The 24,936-nt window shown below is 48.3% G+C and carries 17 protein-coding genes; 7 read left to right on the forward strand and 10 right to left on the reverse strand.

All coding sequences use genetic code 11. The features are described 5' to 3' along the window. Positions 1-37: 37 nt before the first annotated feature. The 4 genes from A3849_RS09335 to A3849_RS09350 all read right to left on the reverse strand — a co-directional run bounded on the left by A3849_RS09335 (position 38) and on the right by A3849_RS09350 (position 5,719). Positions 38-1,537 carry a glycoside hydrolase family 32 protein gene (locus A3849_RS09335; RefSeq protein WP_083613424.1) on the reverse strand — a complete coding sequence of 500 codons (1,500 nt, stop codon included), beginning with the start codon at positions 1,535-1,537 and terminating at the stop codon, positions 38-40. Positions 1,538-1,604: 67 nt separating this feature from the next. Next, complete coding sequence (locus A3849_RS09340; protein WP_074111148.1) at positions 1,605-3,062, reverse strand: glycoside hydrolase family 68 protein; 1,458 nt, start codon at positions 3,060-3,062, stop codon at positions 1,605-1,607. A 260-nt stretch (positions 3,063-3,322) separates the two neighbouring features. Further along, a complete protein-coding gene (locus tag A3849_RS09345) occupies positions 3,323-4,195 on the reverse strand; it encodes a PRD domain-containing protein (RefSeq protein WP_074111149.1) in 873 nt (290 codons plus the stop codon). Positions 4,196-4,204: 9 nt separating this feature from the next. Then, entirely contained in the window at positions 4,205-5,719 is a 1,515-nt protein-coding gene (locus tag A3849_RS09350; protein ID WP_178382648.1) for a PTS transporter subunit EIIC, read from the reverse strand. A gap of 438 nt (positions 5,720-6,157) precedes the next feature. Here A3849_RS09350 and A3849_RS09355 point away from each other — a divergent pair, with 438 nt between their 5' ends. From A3849_RS09355 to A3849_RS09370, 4 genes are all read left to right on the forward strand, one after another. After that, a complete protein-coding gene (locus A3849_RS09355; RefSeq protein WP_074111150.1) occupies positions 6,158-7,183 on the forward strand; it encodes a sugar phosphate nucleotidyltransferase in 1,026 nt (341 codons plus the stop codon). A gap of 134 nt (positions 7,184-7,317) precedes the next feature. Further along, a complete protein-coding gene (locus A3849_RS09360; protein WP_074111151.1) occupies positions 7,318-8,481 on the forward strand; it encodes a glycosyltransferase family 8 protein in 1,164 nt (387 codons plus the stop codon). Positions 8,482-8,729: 248 nt separating this feature from the next. Further along, positions 8,730-9,647 (forward strand): HPr(Ser) kinase/phosphatase, encoded by a 918-nt coding sequence (gene hprK / locus A3849_RS09365; protein WP_074111152.1) that lies wholly within the window; start codon positions 8,730-8,732, stop codon positions 9,645-9,647. 238 nt (positions 9,648-9,885) lie between these two features. Then, positions 9,886-13,818, forward strand: a complete 3,933-nt coding sequence (locus tag A3849_RS09370; protein WP_074111153.1) for a glycosyl hydrolase 53 family protein — start codon at positions 9,886-9,888, stop codon at positions 13,816-13,818. Positions 13,819-14,269: 451 nt separating this feature from the next. Here A3849_RS09370 and A3849_RS09375 read toward each other — a convergent pair whose 3' ends face one another. The 6 genes from A3849_RS09375 to A3849_RS09400 all read right to left on the reverse strand — a co-directional run bounded on the left by A3849_RS09375 (position 14,270) and on the right by A3849_RS09400 (position 22,472). Beyond that, positions 14,270-15,637, reverse strand: a complete 1,368-nt coding sequence (locus A3849_RS09375; RefSeq protein WP_074111154.1) for an erythromycin esterase family protein — start codon at positions 15,635-15,637, stop codon at positions 14,270-14,272. Positions 15,638-15,773: 136 nt separating this feature from the next. Beyond that, a complete protein-coding gene (locus A3849_RS09380; RefSeq protein ID WP_083613420.1) occupies positions 15,774-16,619 on the reverse strand; it encodes a carbohydrate ABC transporter permease in 846 nt (281 codons plus the stop codon). Between the two features lie 15 nt (positions 16,620-16,634). Further along, a complete protein-coding gene (locus A3849_RS09385; protein WP_074111155.1) occupies positions 16,635-17,516 on the reverse strand; it encodes a carbohydrate ABC transporter permease in 882 nt (293 codons plus the stop codon). 105 nt (positions 17,517-17,621) lie between these two features. Further along, positions 17,622-18,968: an ABC transporter substrate-binding protein gene (locus A3849_RS09390; protein ID WP_074111156.1), complete on the reverse strand. Its 1,347-nt coding sequence runs from the start codon at positions 18,966-18,968 to the stop codon at positions 17,622-17,624. Positions 18,969-19,076: 108 nt separating this feature from the next. Then, entirely contained in the window at positions 19,077-20,666 is a 1,590-nt protein-coding gene (locus tag A3849_RS09395; RefSeq protein WP_074111157.1) for a response regulator, read from the reverse strand. A gap of 3 nt (positions 20,667-20,669) precedes the next feature. Continuing rightward, entirely contained in the window at positions 20,670-22,472 is a 1,803-nt protein-coding gene (locus tag A3849_RS09400) for a sensor histidine kinase (protein WP_074111158.1), read from the reverse strand. 353 nt (positions 22,473-22,825) lie between these two features. On the opposite strand from A3849_RS09400, the gene A3849_RS09405 reads away from it, so the two are divergent. From A3849_RS09405 to A3849_RS09415, 3 genes are all read left to right on the forward strand, one after another. Continuing rightward, positions 22,826-23,056, forward strand: coding sequence for a hypothetical protein (locus A3849_RS09405; RefSeq protein ID WP_074111159.1), 231 nt, complete (start codon positions 22,826-22,828; stop codon positions 23,054-23,056). A 338-nt stretch (positions 23,057-23,394) separates the two neighbouring features. Further along, the gene (locus A3849_RS09410) at positions 23,395-23,973 is read left to right on the forward strand and encodes a sigma-70 family RNA polymerase sigma factor (RefSeq protein WP_074111160.1); all 579 of its coding nucleotides are present in this window, start codon (positions 23,395-23,397) and stop codon (positions 23,971-23,973) included. Between the two features lie 115 nt (positions 23,974-24,088). Further along, positions 24,089-24,934, forward strand: coding sequence for a hypothetical protein (locus A3849_RS09415; RefSeq protein ID WP_143191769.1), 846 nt, complete (start codon positions 24,089-24,091; stop codon positions 24,932-24,934). The last annotated feature ends 2 nt before the right edge of the window (positions 24,935-24,936 follow it).

Raw genomic sequence — 24,936 nt, forward strand, 5'->3', positions numbered from 1 at the left:
CCACATAGAAGCGGAATCGGGTGAATGCCAAGGTAACTTATCGGAACTGCTTGATCACGATATTACTAAAAATCGCTGAGCCGCCGTCCGAAAACAGAGTGATTCCCTGATCAAATAATTCGGGGAAAATGACACTGGAATAAACAACGGACCCCTCATCAATAAAAACTTCCACGCTCGTTTTATCGACAAAAATCCTCAGGTGAACCTTCTTCTTGCTTACATCGAAGAGAGCCTTGCTCTCCAGGTAATTGCCGCTCTTGTCGGGGTTCCCTGTGTAAGCCCGATTGACATAGGTATAGCGGCCTTCTACAGAAACTCCGATATCCACATGATGGATTTTATCGGCAGATTCCCTAAGTCTCAAACCCGCATTTTTGACCTCTGACCAAGTGATATCGGCGTTAAGCTCGTACGAATTCCCTGTAAAAGGGAGCTTTTCAGAACCATTCACAACGATTGGCCCATAGGCCGCCGCCGCTTGTGATATTTGACTTAAGGCTTCCAGGGGCTCAGAAACGAGATGATAGCGGCCTTCCCCTGCCTGCTTCAGCTCAATTCGGCGAACAATCGAATCCATCCCGTTGAACCCTTCCCGCAGCGTCGGAGTAGTATGGGGATACTCCCAATTATTCATCCAGGCAAAAGCATAACGGTGATGTGTGGTGTCGCTGCTTGTACCATCTTCAAAGGTTACGGCACCATACCAGTCAAAACCGTAATCCAGCCACTGGGGTTCCTTCTGATCGAAAAAAAACGCCTTTCCGTCAAAGTCTCCAGTCCAATAGGCATAGGTGTTAGGTTTCCCCGATGATGTCCCATTGGCGCTGACGCCGAGCACCCATTTATAGGTCCCATCGTCCGCATGCATCAGGTAAAGATCGGGGCATTCCACAATTCCGATGTTCTCCGTTACAAAGCCGCTTATATAGTGCCAGGCTTTTAAGTTCTGGGACTCATAAAAGCCTACTTTTGTGCCTTCCGCCAAGACCATGATCCATTTGCCGGATAAGTCATCCCAAATGATTTTCGGATCTCTAAAATCGATTGTCCCCGGATTCCGCAGAACGGGGGCATTGTCGTAAGCGCTAAACGTGTATCCACGGTCGGTGCTGTACCATAAATATTGCTCCTGCTGCCCGCTGTCGGCGGAGGGCTCAGTTACAATTGCGATTATAGCCCCTTTTCCGAGACCAGCTGTACCTGCTTCATCTACAACCACCGACCCTGACCAGGGGTCCCCATTTGGATTCGTGTACTTGGGGATCGCGATCCCCTCATCTTTCCAGTACACCAGATCTGTTGAAGTCGCATGGCGCCATTCAGTGCCATTTCCGGTGGGGTAATCACGGTTATATAGATAATAATAATGGTAGGCTCCATCCAGATAAATTGGCCTTTGAGGATCATTTTTCCACTTATCGGGTGTTGTGAAATGGTAGGCCGCCCGATAGGTCAGTGGTGAGTGAGAAGGGGTAGCCTCCTCCGGGCTATTGTTCTTTCCGGAATAGTAAGCCGCTACCCCTATAGTAATCATAAGGCTCAAACCAATGGTGCATAGAAGCAAATACCGTTGCACTCCACTCTTATTTTTGCTCAAGAGGTCAGTTAACCGTCAATTGTCCTTGTTCAAGGACGCTGTCTTTGACAACCGAAGTTTTCGAGCCCTTAATGTTCATCAGGAAGCTTGGTGCAAACGTGGATTTCTGATCGGCATATAAGCCCCGGTTCGTCATATAACTGGTGATGACCACATTATTTCCTTTCGCCTGCGGGATTGCGAAGTGAGAGTAAGTCCAGGTAAGGTCATTAGGATCAAGGTCCATGTGCAATACAAGCCCGCTATCGTTTAATGGTTTGTAAGGACCGGTTAATGAATTCGATACATAGCCCAGCATGTATACATCATTGCCGCCGATTCCATCAATAGTCATTTTGGAGCCTCGGGAATCTGTGAACAAATACCATTTTCCATCCATTTTAAAGACGTTCGCCCGTTCGATTTCATCTGTTACGGTATTAGAGGCAATGAGCGGTTTCATTACGGTTTTCAGCGTGTAGTCATCATTCAATTCAATGATACCCAGGGAGCCGTTCGCTAGAGTTGCGAGAGATTTCTTAGGGCTGAACAACAGCTTGTTTTTCTCAGCCTCGAAGAAGACGTTGCTTCCTCCATAGTAAGATCTATTGTACAGCGATGCTTCCCCTTGGTAGCCCGTTTCCGTCCCGGTATTGGATTCGAACACAAGGTATTTATGACCGTTGTCTTCAACATAGTGGGGGTCTCTTAAGGTATGGTTATCCGCATAATCGCCTCCACCGAAGGCCTGATCCACATTTTGATAGAATTTGCCGTCTCCGTCAAAGATCGATTTGAAGTCCTCCACACCATCTATCTTCAGCGTCTCCGCATCTGGCTTCGATACATTCACCTGAGCGGTCGTCAAGGTCTGTTTGCCAAAAAATCCGTGTGCAGGATCCCAGCCTTGGCGGTTGGTATAGAACAGGCGGACTTGGCCATCCTTCGTCAAGGTTGCAGAACCGGACCATTCTTCGGCTTGCTTGTTCAGAATCGGATCATTTGGAACATTTTTATCACTGTCCTTGAATACTCTGCCGGCATTTTTCCAGCTGTCAATCGAGGTGTCGCCCACTTTTTGATAGAACATGTATATAAATGTGTCCCAGCCTCTCTTCGGATCTCCCGCCAAAGCAAAAGTGATATGGTAGCCATTATACTCAGTGACCGTTCCGTCCGCATTTTGGAGCGGCCAGCTGTCCCAGACATCAAGATCGATGGGGTTGCCCCACTGGTCCATACCCTTTGCGGAAGGAATATTTTGGATTGTGGAAGCATCGAATGGAGTGACCTGGAACTGCCCGCTCTTCTGTTGTTCCGGAATTTTCAGCATGTCAGAGCGGGTAATGTGGGTGAAGCCGTAGCCTTCTTTGTAGTCTTGGCTTTCATTCCCACTTGCAAAAGCTGAAGCCCCGCCACCTGCTAGTAATGCTGTTGTAAAGGTTACTGCTGCTGCTTGTCTGGCCATCTTTTTGATATTCATATTCCCTGTCTCCTTTTCTATTTCGGATATGTCGTCTTAAACAGAAAAAAGACCTAAAAATACCATTGGGGGACACTTAAAAAAGTATCCATTCCCAAATGGATTTTTAGGTCTTGCCTGCTTAACAGTAACAATCCCGACAATATTTTGCTGTCGCGTTAATTCTAATATTTAATAACGGAAACTGGCTATAGCCTGAAACTCCTGTTTTTCTTAGGACTAAAAGGTGTTTTTCGTTATTTTATAGCATTATCAAGGGTCTAAAGACCCGTGATATCAGATTGAGATATATTACCATCCTTCGACCGGGTGTTTATCCGGTTGATTTCCATGGCGATAAATACCAGCTGACTGTCGATGAGCACATAGTCATAATCTTCTTCCACCTGATGCCCAATCTCTTTGGCTTGGGTGTATTCCCGGGCGTAGCGCTCCTTGGCAATTCGTACAATCTCCGGGTTCAACTCGCTCAGCAGCTTGCCAGTTTCATCGGATCGCAGGATATTTTCAAGCTGGGTCACCAGGCGCTCATAGTTGGCAGAACCGCGTTTCAGCATAATCCCGCTGGCCTGTTCCACTCCTTCAGCAATATCCCGAATCATCGCTGCCATTTCGGCAGCCGTCCCGCGGGCGCCAGCATTTTTCCAGGCGGTGTGGATATGCATGGCGATGTATCCTACCTCATCTTCGGGGATATCGACCTGCAATGCTTCGCGGATGATGCTCTTGGCGCGCAGCCCAATCTGGAACTCTCTCGGAAATAAAATGCGGATTTCATCCAGCAGCGTGTTCTGGATCATCGTTCCCTTGCTGATCCGCTCCAAAGCAAAGGAGAGGTGATCCGTAAGCGCAATATGCACGTGCTCATTAAACGTCACTTCCAGTTCATGCTCCGCGTACGAAATAATTTGCTCTGATGCCGCAATCTCCTCTTCAGGCAAGGTCCCCAGCATTTCCTGCAAATGGCCGTATTGCTCTGGGTCGTCCATAATGAACACTTTCTCGATCAGGGACGGATCAATAATATCGTTTTTCCGTTTTTGAAAAGCAATCCCGGAGCCCATGACAATCTTTTCCTCTCCGAGGTCGTTTACCACAACCGCGTTGTTGTTCAGAATTTTTTTGATTTTCATGTTATTCTCCTATGCTCTTTTGTTCCTTAATCCAGACGGCTCCTCAACACCAAGAATCCAGGTAACCATAAAGGCTGTTACTGCTGCCAGCAGAAAACCGATCAAATAATGGATAAGATTCATCTGTCCGAGCTGGACGATAAAGGCGATCATCGGAATGCCGGTCAAACCGAACGAATCAGCTGCCACCTGATGAAAAGCTACATATGCCCCGCCTGCGGCTCCTCCTGCCGCAGCGCCCAAGAAAGGGCGGCCAAGCTTCAGGTTGACACCGAAGGTGACTGGTTCGGTGATGCCGAAAAAGGCGGTGATCGAGGCGGGCAGCGCTATTTTTCGTAAAGCCTTGTCCCGGGTTCGGGCATACACGGCCAGTCCGGCCGCGCCCTGTGCGATATTGGCCATAGACCAGATGGGGAGCAGGAAATTAACGCTGATGTCCGGATTGGTAATCAGTCCGATCTCAACGGCCTGAATCCCGTGATGCAGCCCGCTTACGACGATAGAACTGTAGATTCCGCCAAGCAGCAGTCCGAAAACCGTACCGCCTTGTCTGAACACAAGCTCCAGCATGCTGCCAAGAGAGCCGCTAAGCTGAGAAGTGAGCGGTCCAATGACCAGGATGGCAAGGGTGCCCCCAGTGGCAAGGCTTAGGAAGGGGATCAGCATCACTGAGGTCGATGACGGAAGAATCCGGCGCAACGCCTTCTCGATTAACGTCATCAGCAAGACCGCAAGAATAGTGGGAATCACCGAGCCTTGATACCCGAACTGTGGTGCGAGCAATAAATCAGCGGAGCTTATGTGCGAACCTCCGAATCCGGTAACCCGCAGCAGATCGGGTTGGGTCATGACAATGCCGATTGCCGCGCCGAGCGGCGGGGTGCCTCCGAACCGCTTGGCGGTGTGGTAGCCGAACATCACAGCCATCAACTGAAATGCCGATCGGGTCAACAAGGACAAGGTCCGGAACCAGATGCTGTCCTGCGGCGCCCACCCGAAAACCTCCATCATACTGAGCACGCCGAGTAGCAGGCCAACTCCGACAAAGAGCGGAATCATGGGCACAACAATATCGGAGAAGAAGCTGACTGCATCGACAGCCTGTCTCAATACCCCTTGTTTTACAAGGACTTTGTCCTTGGATGTGCTGTCATCATGGCTTGGCGGTTCCAACGAAATCGGCGGGGATTCCGCTTCCTGCTGCGTAACAGGCGCATTGTCCTGAAGGATACGGAGAACCTGCCGGTGTACCTTAAAGACATTAGCCGTTCCGAGTATGATTTGCAGCTGTTCAGCCCGGAAGAATACACCCTGAACCTCCGGCAAGCCGGATAGCCCGGCTTCATCTACCCGGGAGCTGTCCAGCAGTCTAAGGCGAAGCCGGGTTGTGCAGTGAATAGCTTCTGATATATTGCCGACGCCACCTGCCAGCTGAGTCAGACGTACAGCCAATGCTTTCGCTGACCCGCGGACCTCCCTTTCGGTCTGTTCATTCTGTTCCGGGCGGATATTTTCCCGGGGCATTGCAGCTCCTCCCAACCATGGTGCCAGAGCGGCTATCATTTCGCCGCGGCACTTATTCAATCTGCGGGGCATACCGCCAAACATATAAAAAAGACCTTTAGAGAATCAAGCGTCGTCCCTTCAGATCAGAAACGGGCCGAACATGACTCTTCTCAGGTCTTTGCCTGCCTCAAAAAGTAACAACTCCGTAATATCTGGCTGTTATCCTATTGTGACAATGATCGTTTCCAAAATCAATGGTCAGGAATTACCACATTGTAGCGAAATAAAGCAGGTATTCAGACTTAGTTATAGTTATCTCCTCCTGACAGGATCATAGTTTAATAGGTTTTTGTTGCTTAATATATACCCAAGCTCCTTTATAGCTTGTGCATAAAATATATAGAGCTCATCTGCACCGAGTCGAAATATTTATTTTATCAGTAGGGGGGGATATTTATGAAAGGATTAATCCTGTGTGCCGGCCGGGGGACGAGACTACAGCCTTCAACATATACCAAGCCAAAGTGCATGTTACCTGTTAACGGGGAGTATATTCTTGTCTCAATCATTAACAAACTTGTTGCAGCCGGAATAACCGAGATTGGAATTGTAGTGAACCCTTCGCAAGGAGAGATCCGGCAAACGATTGGAGATGGGGAGCGATGGAACGCCTCGTTAACCTTTCTTCTGCAAAAAGAAGCAAAGGGACTGGCGGATGCGGTCAAAAGCGCGCGGTCCTTTGTGGCGGATTCCCCTTTTTTAGTGATGCTTGGCGATAATTTGTATGAGGGTGATCTGATGCCATTCATCCGATCATTGGAGGCGGGTAAGGCTGCGGCCTCGATCCTGCTTCAACAGGTTAAGGACCCTAGTCAATTTGGCGTTGCCGTCATCAATGATGGACAAATTGTCAGTCTGGAAGAGAAACCCTGCATTCCTAAATCCAATCTGGCGATAGTAGGTGCATATGCTATTACTGCAGCTATCTGGCCGGTATTGGATAGACTGACACCCTCCCCGCGTGGAGAATACGAGATGACGGATGCCATCCAAATGTTAATCTCAGAGGGCAAGCATGTTGCGTACAGCATAACGACCGCACCGTTTTTTGATATCGGGACCCATGAACGATGGCTTGAAGCGAACCGATACAAGATGGATCAAGATCCGCAGAACTTCATGAACTCATCTGACATCGACATATCTGCTCAATTCATTCCTCCGGTTAGGATTGATCCGACTGCAAGTGTAACGAACAGTGTTGTTGGACCTTATGTGTATATTGGTCCGAATAGCGTGGTGCAAGATTGTATTCTAACCAATAGTATTTTAACTGATCAGGTGGAATTGTCCCATGTTCATGCGGAAGGAAGTGTGTTTGGATCGTATGTTCATCTGGCTGAACAAGAAATTCAGGAGCGGCCGGCTCGTTATATCCTGGGCGATCGTGCATCAGTCACAAGAGTCCAAGGGGATTCGTAAAATGGATTCAAAATAAATTGCATATGTACTGGGGAATAGTCCAATCCGGTCACTGGGGCAAACATACACTTAAAGTAGTCGAATGCATCAGGCAACTATGCAAAAGATACTTTAAAGGTAGGTGATCGTTGATAATGGTTGATTTAGTTTTAACGATTAACGATAAAGACGGGAGCTATACGGAGCATGCGGGTGTTGTTCTTGCATCAGTTTTTGCTAACACCCAGCAAATGATCAATGTGCACATTGTGCATGATGATTCCCTAAGCGAAGAAAACAAGTTAAAGCTCACTCAATTAGTGGATGTATTTCATCACAACATCTTTTTTTATCATGTTTCAATTCCTTGGGATATGCAAGAAGTTGCAGCCGGCGTGCATAAAATCGACTACTGGACAATGGCCAGTATGTACCGTTTGTTGCTTCCGATCATTATTCAGGCTGACAGGGTTATTTATCTTGACTGCGACATTTTGGTTAATATGGATATTAATGAACTATGGAGCATCGACCTGGGAGAACATTATTTGGGCGCAGTACTGGATCAGGGCCAAAATTTGCTGGAATACTTCATCTCACTCGGGCTAAGTGCAGAGCTGTATTTTAACTCAGGGGTCATTCTGTTTCAACTGAACAATATCCGTGGTAAAGAGAACTGGTATGGCGAAATGCTTGATTTCTTGCGTAATTACCCCACGATGACCATGCCTGATCAGGATATTCTGAATGCTGTTTATAGCTCTAACTATTTGCAAATGGATCAGCGGTTTAATACGTTTGCTCATAGCGATCTCGATTTAGAGAATAAAATTGTGCATTTCGCCGGAGACAATAAGTGGTGGGATGTCAATTCACCCAATGCACCGATATACAATAATTACCTTGCCATGACTCCGTGGGCCAGAGAGCTTACACCAGTGACGGTTTCCGAGCCGGCGCCGGTTGATATCCCGGCTGAACCGCCCGCTCCGGAAATCCAGCTCCCGGAAACTTCAGTTCTGGAAAACCCGGCTCCAGAAGTGCCTGCACCGTCCCCGGATATTCCTGTGAAGCGGCACAGACGTAAACGCCGCAGAACGTTGCGGCTGATACGCAGACTGAGAAGAAGAAGAATGATCCGCGCCAAATACCGTTCAATCAAGCGGGCAAGGCTGATCAAGCGTCGATATGTAAAGAGAAAGGCACTGCAACTGAGAATGAGAAAACTACGGGCGGTAAGAAGAAAGCGCAGATATGTGATCCATCAGGTCTCGCTGAAAAAGAGCAAATATACCCGGAAGCGTAAGCGTGTCTCATAAAGTAGGTTAATGAATATAATCCCGCAAAAGAAGCAGATGTGTCGGATACCCCGGCAGACCTGCTTCTTTATTTTTGTGTGTTTCTACTGGCCAATGCGATCTGGCAAATAAAGAGGAAAGAAAGTTCAAGTCTGCTCCTCCCCCATTGGCAGGAATACTCCCTCGGATCGTGGAATATAAACCGGGAGCAAAGGATTCGAAATACAGGCGTATCCTGGATATGTCCTAACCGCAGGAGGAGAACAACAATGAAGTCTATCACTGTTCAAGGTCTTACGGAGAAGTTCCATTTGGAAGTGCTGGCGGGCTCCAGCCGTATGGACCGTGAAATCACCCGTCCACGGACGCATAGACCGGGACTGGAGTTTGTCGGTTATTTTGATTTTTTTCCTATGGAGCGGGTGCAGGTGCTCGGCCGTAAGGAAATCACCTATTTATTAACGCTAAGCGTAGAAGAGCGCATGCTGCATATTGGAAATATCGTTAAATACCATCCACCGTGTTTTATTGTGACCTCAGGGCAGCAGGAGATCCCCTACCTGACTCTATTCTGCGACCAGGAGGGGATTCCACTGCTGCGGACAAATGATACCACAACAGAGTTCATTGCCAAGCTGGACAGCTATCTGGTGAAGACGCTGGCGCCGGAGCTGTCGATCCACGGAGTATGTGTGAATGTGTCAGGCATCGGTGTTCTGCTCAGGGGCAAGTCCGGGATTGGCAAAAGCGAGACCGCACACACGCTTATCGGCAGAGGCCACCGGTTCGTGGCAGACGATATTGTGGTGCTCAAGAAGCTGGGTCCGTCCACGCTTCTTGGGACACATAATGAGACCACACGTGAATTTCTCGCACTTCGCAGTATTGGTCTAATCAACGTGGTGCGCCAATACGGACGCAAGGCCTTTCAGGATGAGACGCGCATTGTGCTTGATATTGAGCTGTGTCCGTGGCGGGAGAATTCACTGAACAATGACCTGGAGCTGGTACCCCAGTTCACGGATTATCTCGGTGTCCAGATTCCGCATATCGAAGTCCAGCTTCAGCCGGGGCGCGATATAGCGGGGTTGATCGAAGCGGCAGCCAACAACTGGTACCTGAAGCAGCTTGGTTACAGCGCTGCTGAAGAGTTCATGCAGCGGATTGAGAATGGCATGGAATCTTAGAACGATAGAACAGCCGTTTCCCGTTATAACCGGGGAACGGCTTTTTGACGTGTGCGTCTGGGATGATACCTGATGCAAAAGTGTGCCAACGTACAAAATGCTTGCTTAAGCATACAAAATGTTTTCTTTTCATACGTTACCTAATATTTTAACGATTGATATATTTATATGTAAGTGCTTACGTGTAACAGGAGTACTCATTGGTATCGAAAGACGGGCATAGAAAGGTGATCAGAACATGAGAAATAGAGTAAAGGGCATATCTGTAGTATTAGCAGTATTGTTGATGTTCAGTTCATTTTCATTCCAGATGGGGACGGCGAAGGCTGCAGTTTCGAGTGGTCCGCAGATTGTGAACGGCGGTTTTGAGACGGATTTCTGGGCCGACCATTCATGGAATGTGGAAACGGCAGACTGGAATCAGGTAGAGATTAGCCGTTTTGCATATGCCACTGATAAATGGCTCACACCGGATCAAGGGACTTATGCATTTAAATATTGGATTAAAGATGCGGCGGCCGGAAATCAGGCTATCACGGTGAAGCAGACCCTGAATTCTCTTCCGGCAGGGAGCTATGAATTGTCGGTCAAGTCCATGGGCGGCGCTGGAGCAGCAGCGGGTAAGGTTGAACTGTTTGCGGGAGACGGCAAATCATCCGTCACTGCCACCACCGGTTACAATGCCTGGGGAACGGTCAGTCTAAAATTTGTATTGGCACAGAATACCTCCAGTCTTGTCATCGGGGCGAATATCAGCGGTGCTCCGGGAGCATGGGGATATTTGGACAGCTTCGAGCTGAAGCAGACAGGCGTAGAAGCTGCTCCGCCGGTAGCGGCAGATATTTTTGTGAAGAAGGTTGAAGGACTCTCGCCTGACTTTATTAAGGGTGTGGATATTTCCAGCATCATCGCTTTGGAGAATAGCGGAGTCAAGTTTTATAATGAGGCCGGCACAGTGCAGGATATTTTTACAACGGTACATGAAGCCGGAGTGAACTATGTCCGGGTGCGGATCTGGAATGACCCTTTTGATACAGCGGGCAGGGGGTATGGAGGCGGCAATAATGATCTGGCCACCGCCATTGAAATCGGCAAAAGAGCCACCGCCAATGGAATGAAGCTGCTGGTGGACTTCCATTATTCTGATTTTTGGGCCGATCCGGGTAAGCAGCATACGCCCAAGGCATGGGCAAATCTAAGTTTTGAAGACAAGAAGACCGCGCTGTATACGTATACCAAAGAAAGCCTGCAAGCCCTGCTCGATGAAGGTATTAATGTAGGTATGGTACAGGTAGGTAATGAAACCAACGGGCAATTCGTCGGGGAGTCCGATTGGACGAAGATGAGCGCATTGTTTAGCGAGGGAAGCAGAGCGATCCGGGAAGTCAACTCGAACATTCTGATCGCACTGCATTTTACGAATCCGGAATCTTCGGGCAGATATGTTTCCTATGCACAGAAGCTGAAGGATAACCAAGTAGACTATGATGTGTTCGCGAGTTCCTATTATCCGTTCTGGCATGGCACATTAAGCAATTTGACATCTGTTTTGAAGCAGGTAGCCGATACTTTTGGTAAAAAGGTAATGGTAGCCGAAACCTCTTACGCGTATACCGCTGAAGATGGGGATGGACACGGAAATACAGCGCCTCAGAGCTCTGGCCAAACCTTGGATTATCCCATCAGCGTTCAAGGCCAGGCCAATTCAGTCAGAAATGTGATTGAGGCGGTTGCCAATGTTGGTGAAGCAGGAATTGGCGTGTTTTATTGGGAGCCGGCATGGCTTCCGGTAGGTCCGAAAGAAAACCTGGAGCAGAATAAACTCCTGTGGGAAAAATACGGTTCAGGTTGGGCCGCCAGCTATGCGAAGGAATATGACCCTAAAGATGCAGGGGTATGGTATGGGGGAAGTGCGGTCGACAACCAGGCATTGTTTGACTTTGCCGGGCATCCGCTTCCTTCATTGAATGTATTCAAATATGTGGATACGGGGGCGGTTGCTCCGCTAGCCATTGATGATATCGGGGCTGTCTCGGTGACTGCGATGGCCGGGGAACCGGTTGAATTACCGACGGTTGTAAGTGTGACTTACAATGATGGAAGTACCGGAAAGATACCGGTGGTATGGGATCAAGCCGCACTTGATCAGGCGACCAGCCAAGGGGCGGGCAGCTATGTAATTAGCGGAACCGTAGAAGGCGGTCATGCGGTGAAGGCTTCGCTTGTCATTAAAAAAGAGAATTTCATCGTTAACGCAGGTTTTGAGAATAGCGACAGAAGCATGTGGAAGATCACGTACGGAGAGGGAAGTTCACCTCATACGGATTATCAGAATAAGGTTTCTGATGCCAAGACAGGTAATTATTCGCTTCATTTCTACTCCGCAAACCAAGTCAACTTTAGTGTAGTGCAGACCGTTTACGGGCTGAAGCCGGGATACTACAACCTCTCCATGTTCATTCAGGGGGGAGATGCTGTTCATCCCGAGATGAACCTCTTCGCCGTGACGGGTGGACAAGAAGTGAAAGCGGACACCGGGGTTAACGGGTGGGGGCAATGGAATAACCCTGAAATTGGAAATATCCCCGTTACCGATGGGAAGCTGACGATCGGAGCCAACATTAAGGCCGATGGCGGCGCATGGGGAACGGTGGATGATTTTTATTTAAGCTTCACCAAAGATATTGAGCAGGAGCCTGATCCAGGAACGGGGACCCCGGGGAATCCTGGAGGGGAGCAGCCTCAACCGGAGACTCCGGTTACTCCGCAGCCTCAGCCAGAGACGCCAGTTACCCCGCAGCCATCTGCCGGAGGAACACAACCTGTGACCGAGACGATCACAGTTAACGTGGATGGCGGAAATACAGGGGGGCAGCCGGTATCCAATGTGGTCATTAACCGGACGACTCAACCGGATGGAACCCAAAAGGACAAGGCTGATTATACAATGGCCAAGGCACTTGAAGCCGTAGGTAAAGTTACTGCAGCAGGGCTGGAAACAGTCCGGTTAGTCCTTCCGGATAAGGAAGACAAGGTCTCCGAGCTGGATCTTGGATTGTCCCAGGATACCTTGAAGACACTTGCTTCCGGCAAGGTCAATCTGGAAATGTACACGAATAATGCAAGATTGATCCTGCCACAGCAGACTCTAACTCTGCTAAACGGAGATTATCGGTTCAAGTTCATCCCTGTGAAGAATACGGCTGCAGTTAAATCTGTAGAGGAACGGGCGAAGAAGGAGGCTGTCGTCCAAGCGGCTGCAGGTACCGGAAGTGTAGAAGTTATAGGACGTCCGGTAAGCATTGAGACTAGCCTGAAGGATCATCCGGTTGACTTGATTCTCCCGCTTCCAAGCCATGCAGTTCCAACCAGTGCGGCTGAGCGGGCGGCATTCTTAGCGAAGCTGGTGATCTACATTGAACACAGCGACGGCGAGAAAGTGCTGGTGCAACCAGAAGTGGTGCAGTATTCAAGCGAGCAGCTTGGACTGAAGTTCCGCGTGACCAAATTCAGCACATTTACTGTTCTGAGCATGGATAACTGGGCAGCATCCCAACAGCATCCATCCCAGCATCAACCTTATATGAAGGGGTATCCGGATGGAGCCTTCAGACCGGGTCAAGCGATGACCAGAGCTGAAATGGCAGCAGTTCTGTCCCGGATTGGAGCAGGTCAGAATACAAAGACCCAGACTATAAGTTATAAGGATATGACTGATTTTGGGTGGGCGGCAAACGATATTGGTACAGTAACATCGACCGGATTAATGACAGGATACAAGGACGGAACTTTCGGACCCCATGTGTTCATCACCCGGGCTGAAATAGCAGCCATTGTGGTGCGCTGGATGAACCTGAGCGGAGAGCTCACATCCTCATTCACGGATACTCAGGGTCACTGGTCAGAACATAATATTGCCCTGGTTCAGCAGGCAGGGTATATGAAAGGGATGCCAGACGGAAGCTTCGGACCGGATAAGCTGCTCAGCCGGGCAGAAGCAGTGACGTTAATCAATAGAGTACTGAAGAGAGGACCTTTATACGGTTCCCTGACTCCGGCGTGGTCAGATGTAACCCCAGGCTATTGGGCTTTCCATGACATTGAGGAAGCTACCGTCAGTCATAGCTACACCCTTCGGGAAGCCGGCGGCGAAGAGAACAAGGGAGAGTAAGAGGAGAGACAAGAAGGAGAAGAAGGAGAAGAAGGAGAAGAAGGAGAAGAAGGTCAAGTAGCAAAATCCTTCTGCATCCTCAACAATTCCTATACGGATGAGCTTGGATTTCATGGCGGCACCGGGATAATTCCCCCGGTGCCGCCATTTTTTCTTTTTTTGGAAATTACGGTGAACTTTCGTTGTGGAGATGATGTGCAGCTGCCGGAATTGGAATTAGTCCACTTAAATAGACGAAAAAACGTTCTGCGGAGGCAATAGTGGGAAAGAGTAGACTTAATTTAAGCGAATTTACCCGAAAGGATGGGAATCAGCCGGATTAGATCTACTTTTTCCAACATGCGCTTGCGGAGAAGTGGGAGAATAAGATTTAAGTTCACTTAATCCAACATGCTTGCCACCGAGTCTAATGAGGCCATCCAGGCAAGTCTACACCAGAAATCCACAGAGGCTAATACGCAGGAGTCGGAGTATTGACCTTGTCGATGACCATCAGGCCGTCGAACTGCTCCTTCGGAACAAACTTCATCGACATCGGAGCAATGACCTCGCTTGTCATCCCGTCTTCAGCGGCATAGATTGGCTTAAACATCCAGCTGTTGGAGGCCTTTGCCTTGGTGTGGCCGGACAGGTCGACAAAAGTATTGGCGTAGCCAGACTTCATAACGGTTTGCTCCAGGCTGCCCTTTGGCATAGGGCTGATTGAAAATGGCTTCATTGTTGTAATTGAAACGGTCTTGCCTCTGTTCATAAAGAAGCCGACTACGTACATTTTATCTTTGAGCTTTTGGTGCAGGAGTTCTCCCATGCTCTTGAAGCTGCCCACCCATTTGCCGCCCTCCAGCACCCGGATGTCCGAGGTGTTTTTGGCAAGGTGGTCATTATGTGCCCATAAAATGATTCTTTTACCCGGATATCGGACTTTCATCAACCATTCTACATGCTCGGCCATGGCCCGGTCGCGTGCCTCGTAGGCTTGCTGCACATCTACAATCAAGCCGCTCTGCAAAAATTGCACACGATCCTCCAGCGATTTCAGGACCACATCGACGATATAAGGGTCATTTGGATAGGCCGCTGCAAACTGCTGCCGCCGGTCTTTGATGAACTGGATATACTGTTCATATTCCGGTATATTACGCTGGTTTACCTGCTCCATCCCCTGCTTATACTCTTTCTGCTCAGGATGCAGACCGTATTCATTCATTACGTCATAGAATTCGGTGACTGCCTGCAGATCGAAATGCTCAAAGGCCTTCCCGTACTCCTTGTCTTGAGTGGCGATGAAGTCTCTCACGCTGTAGGTCAGCAAAGGGTTAGTGAACTGGTTATCAAAACCGGCCAATTCCAGCGGCTTGTCTGTCTTGTGTGACTTCTTAATATAGTTGAACAGCTCAAGCGTCTCTTTGGAATGCCAGACTGGAAGGACGGAATACATCATCATCTGGGTGGCAGTCAACTGATCGGCCTGTTTGTTGATAAACTCGGCATCGCCCAAGCCAGATTCAAAGGCAATGACATCAAATCCAAGCTCTTCGTGCAAATATTTAATCATTTTCGTCTTTAGACTTGCATATTCGGCTACCCGGTGAAAGTTCTCACCCAGACTGACTACCCTTTTACCTGCAAGCAGCGGTTTTAGAAAAGCCAGATCGCTGTAATCCTCTCCGCGGACTGACTTGATCTCGTGCGCATAGGCCAGCGGCTTCGAAGCAGACTGTGGTACAGCCCCCGCTAATACGCTCTGGCCGGGCAACAGCACCAGCAGTGTAGACAATAGAGTGATTAACCTCCGGTTCCATTTTAATTTCACAGACATTGGTGTTCCTCCTCAAATGGGTTATGTATACCTTTCGCCCTCATTATAGGAGCCGTTTATAAAGAATTGATAATGATTCAAAAAGCAAAAAAAGAAGGCATCCCGCGAAGGATGCCCTTGTGTGTTCGCTATAGTATTAGCCCTTAACCGCTGATCCAACGGTAAGCGCATTTTCGACTTGTTCGCTGAACAGCATGTAGATCAGAACGGTAGGTAAGCTGGCAATGGTCATGGCCGCTCCCATCGCACCCCAGTCGGTTGTGAATTGACCTTGGAAGAATAGCAGACCCAGCGGCAGCGTCTTTAGGCTTTCTTTGGTAATCAGGATGACGGCCATCGTGAATTCGTTCCAGGAGTTCAGGAAGATAAAGATGACCATCGTGGCGAGCGCCGGCTTGATAATCGGCAGCATGATGCTGAAGAATGTCCGGTAGATCGAAGCTCCGTCAATACAGGCTGACTCCTCCAGCTCGTTAGGAATACTACGGAAGAAGCCATAGAATACAATAGAGGTAAAGGACAGGTTAAAGGCGATATACGGCACAATCAGCGCACCATACGTATTGGCAAGATGAAAGTCTCTGACCAGAATAGCCAGCGGAATCATAATGACCTGAATGGGGATGAACATGCCTATCATAATATAAGTGTGGGCGATACCGCGCAGCCGCCATTGCAACCTTGCCGCCGCATAGGAGAACATGACGGACAGAACGATTGCACCAATAACGGTTGCCCCTGCAACGATTAGACTATTCATGAAGTATACCGGGACATTGTATTTGGACCAGGCATTCGAATAATTTTCAAATCTTAGATGAGTCGGGAACCCAAAGGGATTGGTTACGAAGATCTCGTCATTATTTTTTAGCGAGTAAAAAATCATCCAGATCAACGGATACACCGACAAGATTGCATACAGCCACATAAAGCCTGTGACGGGCAGGTTGTTTTGGCGCACCTTCTTAATAAGCCAGGCCATATTTGGACACTTCCTTTAATAAGTGATTCGTTCTCTGGCAACCAGACGGTTGATGATTAGTGTTGTAAGCAGGCATTCAATGACCAGCATAGCCGCCGCCGCACTTCCATAACCGAACTCTCCCACACGGAAAGCGGAACGATACATCAAATAGGTAAGTGTATAGGTTGAAGTTCCTGGTCCACCACCGGTCATAATATACATATTTGCAAAAGCATTCAGTCCTCCCGTAACTGCGAAGACCAGACAGAACTTATACGTTTCAGCCATCATGGGAATCATGATTTTGCGGATCGCCTGCAGTTTGGTTGCACCGTCAATCCGGGCCGCTTCCATGTATTGCTCGGGTACCGATCTCACTCCCGCAAGGATCAGAGCAAAGTGATAGCCCATATACTGCCAGGCATTGACGAAGGCCACGGCGATGATCGCCGATTTGCTGCTTGAGAGCCAGTCTTGCTGATAATGAATGCCGAGGATCTCGAACAGCTTGTTCATGAGACCATATTGCCCGTTATAAATGGACAGCCATAATTGGCAGACCACTGTAATCGACAGCACAACGGGGATAAAATAACTGATTCTCAGCAGCCGGCGGCCCTTAACGACGCCATCGGCGATGACAAAAGCCAGAATCGAAGCGATACCGATCTGTGTAACGGTAATGATGGCTGCAAAGATCAGCCCATTATAGAGAGAGGTATAGAACACACTGTCGTCAAATAAATTCTTATAGTTGTCAAACCAAATGAAGGTTCCTGCTGTTAGACCGTCCCATTCATATAAACTGCGGAAGAAAGTCTGCATAATCGGGTAGAACACCATAATGGTATACAAAAGGAGTGCAGGCAGCGTAAATATGGCAATCGCTGTCTTGTTCCCTAAAAATTTCTTCATCTCTTCACATCCCTTGCTGGTAGCTGCACAATCCATAGCTTTGAAGAAAAGGATAGGACCCGCCCGTACCCAAGGGCTAGGCGGGTCCTATTCAGGTGGTGCTGTTTATTTACCGTTTGGTATTGCTTTGCTTACATCTTTAATGAATTCATCTACGCTGTAACCGCCGGTCATCAGGACTTGTGTGGCATCTTCAATCGCTGCTTTGAATTTAGCATCAGAGAGACCCCAGTCGAAGGCGGTGGTGCTGGTGATCTTGGAAATATCCTCAGACAGCTGCTTCATCATTGGAGGGTATTCTTTCACAATAGGCTTATCCACTTTGGTGGCTACCAGCGGATTGCCGCGCTCGGTGTATTTGAATTCGGCATATTTCAAGGAGATGAAGGCCGCTACTTTGGCTGCCAGCTCAGGATCCTTAGTATCCGGATTCACTGCATATCCGCCTGGATTTCCTCCACCGACAAAAGCATATTTGTTCTTCTCATAGGAGGCTGCGTCTGCGGCCGGGAAGTACATCCAGCCCACTTTGTCGCCAAGCTTTTCTGTGGAAGTTGCGATTTCCCATTGTCCATTCAGGAACATGGCGGCTTTGCCTTCATAGAACAGGGAGGCTGCCTGGTCGAAATTCAGGTTGGTTGCGCCCTTAGGCAGCAGGCCGGCCTGGATCAGTTTATATAATTCATCTGTGGCTTGCTTGTACGCAGGATCGCTTGGCGATGCTTCTCCGCTTTGCAGCTTCAGAATGCCTTGCGGCTCAGTGCGTGTTGCGAACACATCATAGAGGGCAACAGTTGGCCATTTTTCTTTGGCGAACAGGGACAACGGAGTAATTCCCGCTTTGTTAAAGGTTTGTACAGCTGTCATCAGCTCGTCATAGGTGGTAGGAACCTTAACATTATTTTTCTCGAACAGCTCCTTGTTGTAGTAGAGGAGCATGAATTCGTTGCCGGCATAAGGATAGGCATAGATATGGCCGTCTTCACTGATTAGCGTATTCATCGTACTTGGGTACATTTTGCTTTTGAAATCATATAGATCGGCGTATTTGTCCAGCTCCAGAATATTGCCCGATTTCTTGAAGGTATTAATAATGTCTGTGCCCGCCTGGTAGATGTCCGGCAGGTTCCCGGTTGCGGCGTAGGTTTTGAGCTTCTGCCCGTCATCCTGAGCCTGTACCTCCAGCTCCAGCTCGACATTGGGCATCTCTTTCTTCAATTCCGCGACAGCGTAGTCATAAGGGAGCTTCGTGTCATCATCGGAATATTGGGCATAAATACGCAGCTTGACTGCTTTTTCCGGTGCTGCCGTTGTTGCTGCCGCTGCTTCTGTCGCTGCAGGTGATCCGGCGTTTGTTTCTTTTGCTGCTGTATCTGTGTTGTTGCCCGCTGAACCGCATGCGCTTACAAACACTAGGCTTAAGCCCGCTAGAGCTGTGGCTACTTTCTTCATTCGGGTGACCCCCTTCAATGTTGTTTTCTGACTTAAGTATAGTAAGAGCGGGCCATGGTGATAAGGCAAAAACTGCGTGCTTCTGGTAAAATCCGCGCAGAAAGAATCTTAACTCCGGTTCTTCTCATACTCGCTGGGGGAGTATCCGTAGAATTTCTTGAAGCTTTTGCTAAAATATCCTGCGTCGCTGTAACCGACACTCTCAGCGATGTCGGATAAGCGCAGACCGCCTTGCCCCAGCTGTTCTTTCGCTTTTTTCATCCGGTATTGGGTAATGTAATCACTCAGTGTCATACCGAACTCCTTCTTGAATACAGCCCGCAGATAGCTGGCATTAATGAATACATGCTGGGCAACCTGCTCCAGTTGAAGCTCAGGATCGGGATAACATTGCTCTATATATGCTTTGGCCGACTGTGCAATTTTCGCGGCCCTTGTATTTTTATACTGGCCCGTGTAGCGGATGGCCTTATGAAACAATTCCTTGATCCATTCAAAGGTCATTTCCAGCGACTCAAACTTGCGGATTTCGTTGTAGGGGAAGAAGTTCTCTCCGAAGCACTCTTCAACCGGATGGCCTGATTCTGTGATATAGGCGAGGTTCACAGCAATCAGACCAATGCAAATGACATACACATGTTCAATCGACAGCCGTCTTTCGAGAATGGAGTCAAATACACCGTCAAGGATGTGCTGCACCCCTTCCGAATTCCGCATCCGAAGCTGAATCAGCAGCTTCTCATTGACCTCTACGGGGTAAAATGCCTGTTGTCCAATCTCAGCGGCAACCGATTCATAAGTGATCACACGGTCATGGCCGAGGACAAACTTGTTCTGCAAGGCGATAAGCGCTTCCTGGTAGGAATCGTGGATATCCTTGAATCCTTGTTTACTGCGGCCAATACCGATCGTAATCGTGAAATTTAGGTATTTCTTGATTAATTCGCCGAGCCTTCTGTATCCGTCCAAAAAAGACGCCATAGGGTTGTGATGGTCCACATGCTCAATCAGTCCGATAATCCGCCCTTCCGGTCCATTGAAGATATGATGTTTCCAGCTGTCATCCAGGGTTTCGTTGAGGATGTTCGTAACGGCGTATTTCATGAGCAGCCGTTCGCTTATTTTCTCCCATTTGCGGTCAATATGGTCAATTTCGATGCATGCGACAACAAAAACCGGGCTCTGAATGTGGATGTTGTACTGCCCAAGGCGTGTCATAATTTCCTCATGGGTCAGCATGCAGTCGCCGCTAATGAGCTGATTAAGGAAGCTATCCTTGACGAGCTGCTGGTTCTCTTTATACGTTAAATTCTCTTTTTGAACCTTCTGGTGCTCCTGCTGCAGCTTGAGCAGGGTCAGCATCAGCTCGTCTTTGGAAAAGGGCTTCAGAATATAATCCTCTACCCCCAGCTTGAGCGCTGTCCGCGCATACTCAAATTCATTATGTCCCGTAATCAGCACGATGCTCATTTCAGGGTATTGCTCCTTCAGCTTCCGCGTAAGCTCCAAGCCATCCATGAAAGGCATGGTGATATCAATCAGTGCGATATCTACCGGATGTGCTGTACAAAGCTCCAGCGCCTCCACCCCATTCTTCGCTTCAATCGAAATCTCAAAACCCAGCGTGTCCCAATCCAGCACTCCGCGCAGATATTCACGGAAAATACTCTCGTCGTCTACAATCATTACTGTCTGCATATATTATTCTCCTGACCGGCCCGGATAAGGGAGATTCACAGCGATCTCTGTTCCTTGTCCAAGCTTGCTTGTAATCTGCAATCCGTATTCAGAGCCAAAATAAAGTCTGATTCGTTCGTGAACACTGCTTATTCCATAGCCGACGGGCTTTTCCTGACCCCTCATGGCAGTTTCCAGTGCGTGCAGCCGTTCTTCAGACATCCCCACTCCGTCATCTGTGATCTTCAAGATCACCTTGTTTTCTTCTCTGTATCCGCTGATTATAAGTTCACCGAAGGAGCCCTTGGTCTTAAGCCCGTGATAAATTGCATTTTCTACAAGCGGCTGCAGGGTAAGCTTAGGAATAATACAGGGGAGAATATCCGGTTCGATCTCAATCAGGAAATTGAATACATCCGAATACCGGATCTGTTGAATAGACAGGTAATCCCGGACGCTGTTCAGTTCTTCCTGTAACGTGATCTGGTCCCGGCCATTACTTAAGACCACCCTATAGAAGTCGGCAAGCGCCTTCGTGGTCCGCTGTACGTCCCGTGGTCTTCCCATGTCCGACAGCGTATAAATGACATCCAGCGTATTATATAAAAAATGAGGTTTGATCTGCGCCTGAATTAGAGCAAGCTCATATTCCCTCTTTTCCCGCTGCTCCTTGCCGATGTTGCTCAGCAGCTCTTCGACCCGGTTCATCATCATATTGAACCCGGAGGCGAGGATTCCGATTTCATCCCTGGATTTGACCTCCAGGTAGGGGTCCAGATGGCCTTCATTCACATGCTTCATATGACGGGAGAGGTTGATAATAGGCTTGGCAATCAGATTGGATAACATGCCCGCACCAAGAATCGCAAAGAACAGGCAGATGAAACCTATGAGGATGATCAACTGTGTAATGGTTTTGGTATCCTCGTTCAGACGATTATAGGGGACCATGGAGATTAGCTGCCAGCCTAGCTTAGTAATATCTGCACGGATCAGAAGCATCCTTCCTGAGGGAGAAGGCTGCAGCAGATTTTGTTCAGCAGATCCTATCACCCAGTCTCTTAGAGCACCTCCGGGCAGCGGGTGTAATACCTGGCTTGGCTCCAGTGCAGAGACCACCAGGCCGCTGGGGTCAACAATCATGAAGGATTCATCCTGGATGGAGCCGATATTGCGGTAGATGGCTGATAAGGCATCCTCCCGCACATTCAGAATGACGTAGCCCAGCGTCTCTCCGGTATTGATGTTGACAATTCGTTTGCCAAGGGAGAGCACCGGCTGTTCCGGGCTGGAGACCAGATAGCTGCGGCGCTCCATAGGAAACCAAATATTAGAGCCGCGGGAATGCTCCAGTGTGCTCAGCATACCGCTTCCCTGGAGCTGCCCGGCGTTCCTCTCCATCTCCAGATTTGAGCCATAGACCACACCGCTTCGGCTGATATAAGCTGCTGAATCCACATCCGGGAAGATCAGCAGCGCGTAGCTTAACTGATTGGTGATTTGGGTGTAGAGCTGCAGATCTGATACCTGCCCGCCGTCTTCCGAATATTTCTCGACGATCACTTTGTTCAGATTTAAGGTTAATATATTGGCAGCGCTTTCCGTATTGGTCAGCATGCTGTTCATGAGTGTAGTAATCAAGGTTGAATTGTCGGAGACACTGTTCACTGTTTTCTTGACAATAGCATCGGTATAGACCCGGTACGAGACAAAGCCTAGAATAAATAAGGGTAATATAATCAGCGGAATGTAGACATACATAATCTTTTTGCGTATCAATAGCCTGTCGAACCATTTACCCGGATATAAGCGTCCCCTGAATTGCATAGTGCTCCTCCATTTCAGCCTGTTGACCTTGTGTTCTCGTACAACTGACAACGCGAATGTTAACACGTTTCATGGATATTTTGCAAAAGCAAAAATTGTAACCGTAGGAACCGCAGGAATCGCTTAGTAACCGGTGTTTCGTGTGAAATGATCGAGAGAAGTGGGTTGGGTGGGGCAAATCGATGAAACGGGAAAATGCGTAGCCGAAGGAGAAACTATAGATTATCGTGCCGACGATAGCTGCAATGACAAGCTTCATTATCTTCCTGTATCCTGATGTATATACACCTACAACTACAAGTGGGAAATGTATTGTCTGGATAATTATCATGCCATAATAATGGAGGGTTACTATGCCTAAAATCAGATGTAAATGTGGAGAGGTTCTTAGATTTGGTGATATACCTTGTGATATTGAATACAAATTCATCTCTGATGTTGAATATGACCAATATCAAGGACAAATCGATGCAGAAGAATTATACCTTAAAATGAAAAGTTTTCTTGAATGTAAAATATGCGGTAGACTGTGGTTTTTTGGGAACGGCTTTGAAAATCCGCCTAAAGAATACGAATTAAAATAGTAATTGAGACTATTATGAAACCACATGTTAATCAGTTTATCATGTGGTTTTTTTGAGCTAATCTGACGCTAACGCCAGCCTGAACGGAGATAGAGGCTAGCTTAGTCAGAGCATAGGCACGGTAATTCTTCATATACTTCCCTCCTAATATTCATAGCCCTATCATAAAAGGCAGTTTTAAAATAGGGATAAATAAAGAGGCGAAGAGTTCGCCGCAAACTTAAACAGCTGTTAAACTTTTTATAAATTGGCTATTGATAGTTTTTCATGGACCGTTTGAACCTTTTAGGCAAAAGGAGCCAATATCTGTTGTAAGACCCGAATGGAGGCCGGCCCTTATGAAGGACTTAGACTTGAACCCGTGGCTTATCCGGATGAGCCAGGGGGATGAAGAAGCATTCCAAGTCGTTTACGAAGCAACACGCGAGCATGCTTACCGGTTAATCGGTTACCTCGCTCCAAGCAGGAAAGATATTGCAGATATTATGAGTGAAGTCTATTTCGAGCTATACAAAAGTGTGGGCAGGTATGATCCGGAATTACAATTCAATTCATGGTTCAACGGATTGATTATCAGGCAAGTGCGTAACTGGAAGCGGAAGGAGTGGCGGCTGTTTCGGATCACGGAAAAACTGAAGCTGAGCACCGCCAAATCATCCGATACTGCTGCAGAGCTGCGGCTAACGGCGCTGGATGATCAGCTTGAGCTGCTTCCGGTTCTCCAGACATTATCGCTCAAACTCAAAGAGGTTATTGTCCTCCGCTATTATCAGGATTGCTCGCTGGAGGAAATCGCCGTATTGCTGAAGATTCCATTAGGTACCGTAAAATCCAGGCATCATCATGCGCTTAAGCAGCTGCGCCAGCGGTTCGACGAACTGGGATTGCGAAAGGAGGGGGATGGCTTTGTCTATTGAGCGGCAGCTGGTAGAGGAGTTCAAACGAGATTCCCGGAGGTGTCCTTCTGATCTGGATACCCGAATAGCGGCAGAATACAGGCAGCAGGTGATGCAACAAAGGGGAAAACCATCCATGTTCAAAACTAAAAAAACGCCGAAATTTGTCCTGATCGCCGCTATTTTCATTGTACTATGCGGGTTCGGCTATGCAGGCAGCAAGCTCCTGTTTGATGACCATACCGATAAGCTCTCCTCTAACTATAAGATCGAGCAGAAGCTGCAGCTCCTTCCAGGAGATGTAGCGAAGATCCGCGGTTCGCTTGCGGAAGTGAGAGCACAGCTAAACCCTGGAGAAACGGCGGTTGTATATTTTAAAGACCATGACATTGAGGCTCAAGGAACCCCGGTTGTCTACGGCATCAATAAACCGGTTGTACTTCCTTTAGAGGGGTGGAAAGCGGCCTTGCAGGAGCATCATGTCGGGGAGAAGTTTCCTGAATCGATCCTTGGAACCTACCATTTCGTAGAAGGCATGGAGACTTCGCCCTTCCAATTCACGTTCGGGGCGGATGCCTACACACTTCTGGATGAAATGAAGGCTGAGAGCAAGAAGACGGGAAGTGAGATGCTGTGGCGTAAGACGGATGTGTCTGAAGATATTACTAAAACCTACACTTCTGTATACCGCAATGCGGCGGGCGAATCGATCTATCTGACCTGGCAAATTGCAGACGGCGCTCCCGGTGCCAAGGTATTCCAACTCGTTCCGCCTGGTACGGTGTATGAAGAACTTCAAATCGGCGGCCTAACGGCACATTATCTGAAGGACAGTCAGTCGCTGTTCGGGCAGAGCAGTGTCCATCAGGATGTAACATGGCTGAGTGAAGGCGAAGGCAAGACCACTGCCTATCATGTGCAGACCGATTCCCAGACGGTGACCCAAGAGCAATTAATTGAAGCGGCAAAAAGCCTGTTCTAGAC

The organism is Paenibacillus sp. P46E, from assembly GCF_001909095.1.
GTDB lineage: Bacteria > Bacillota > Bacilli > Paenibacillales > Paenibacillaceae > Paenibacillus_AQ > Paenibacillus_AQ helianthi.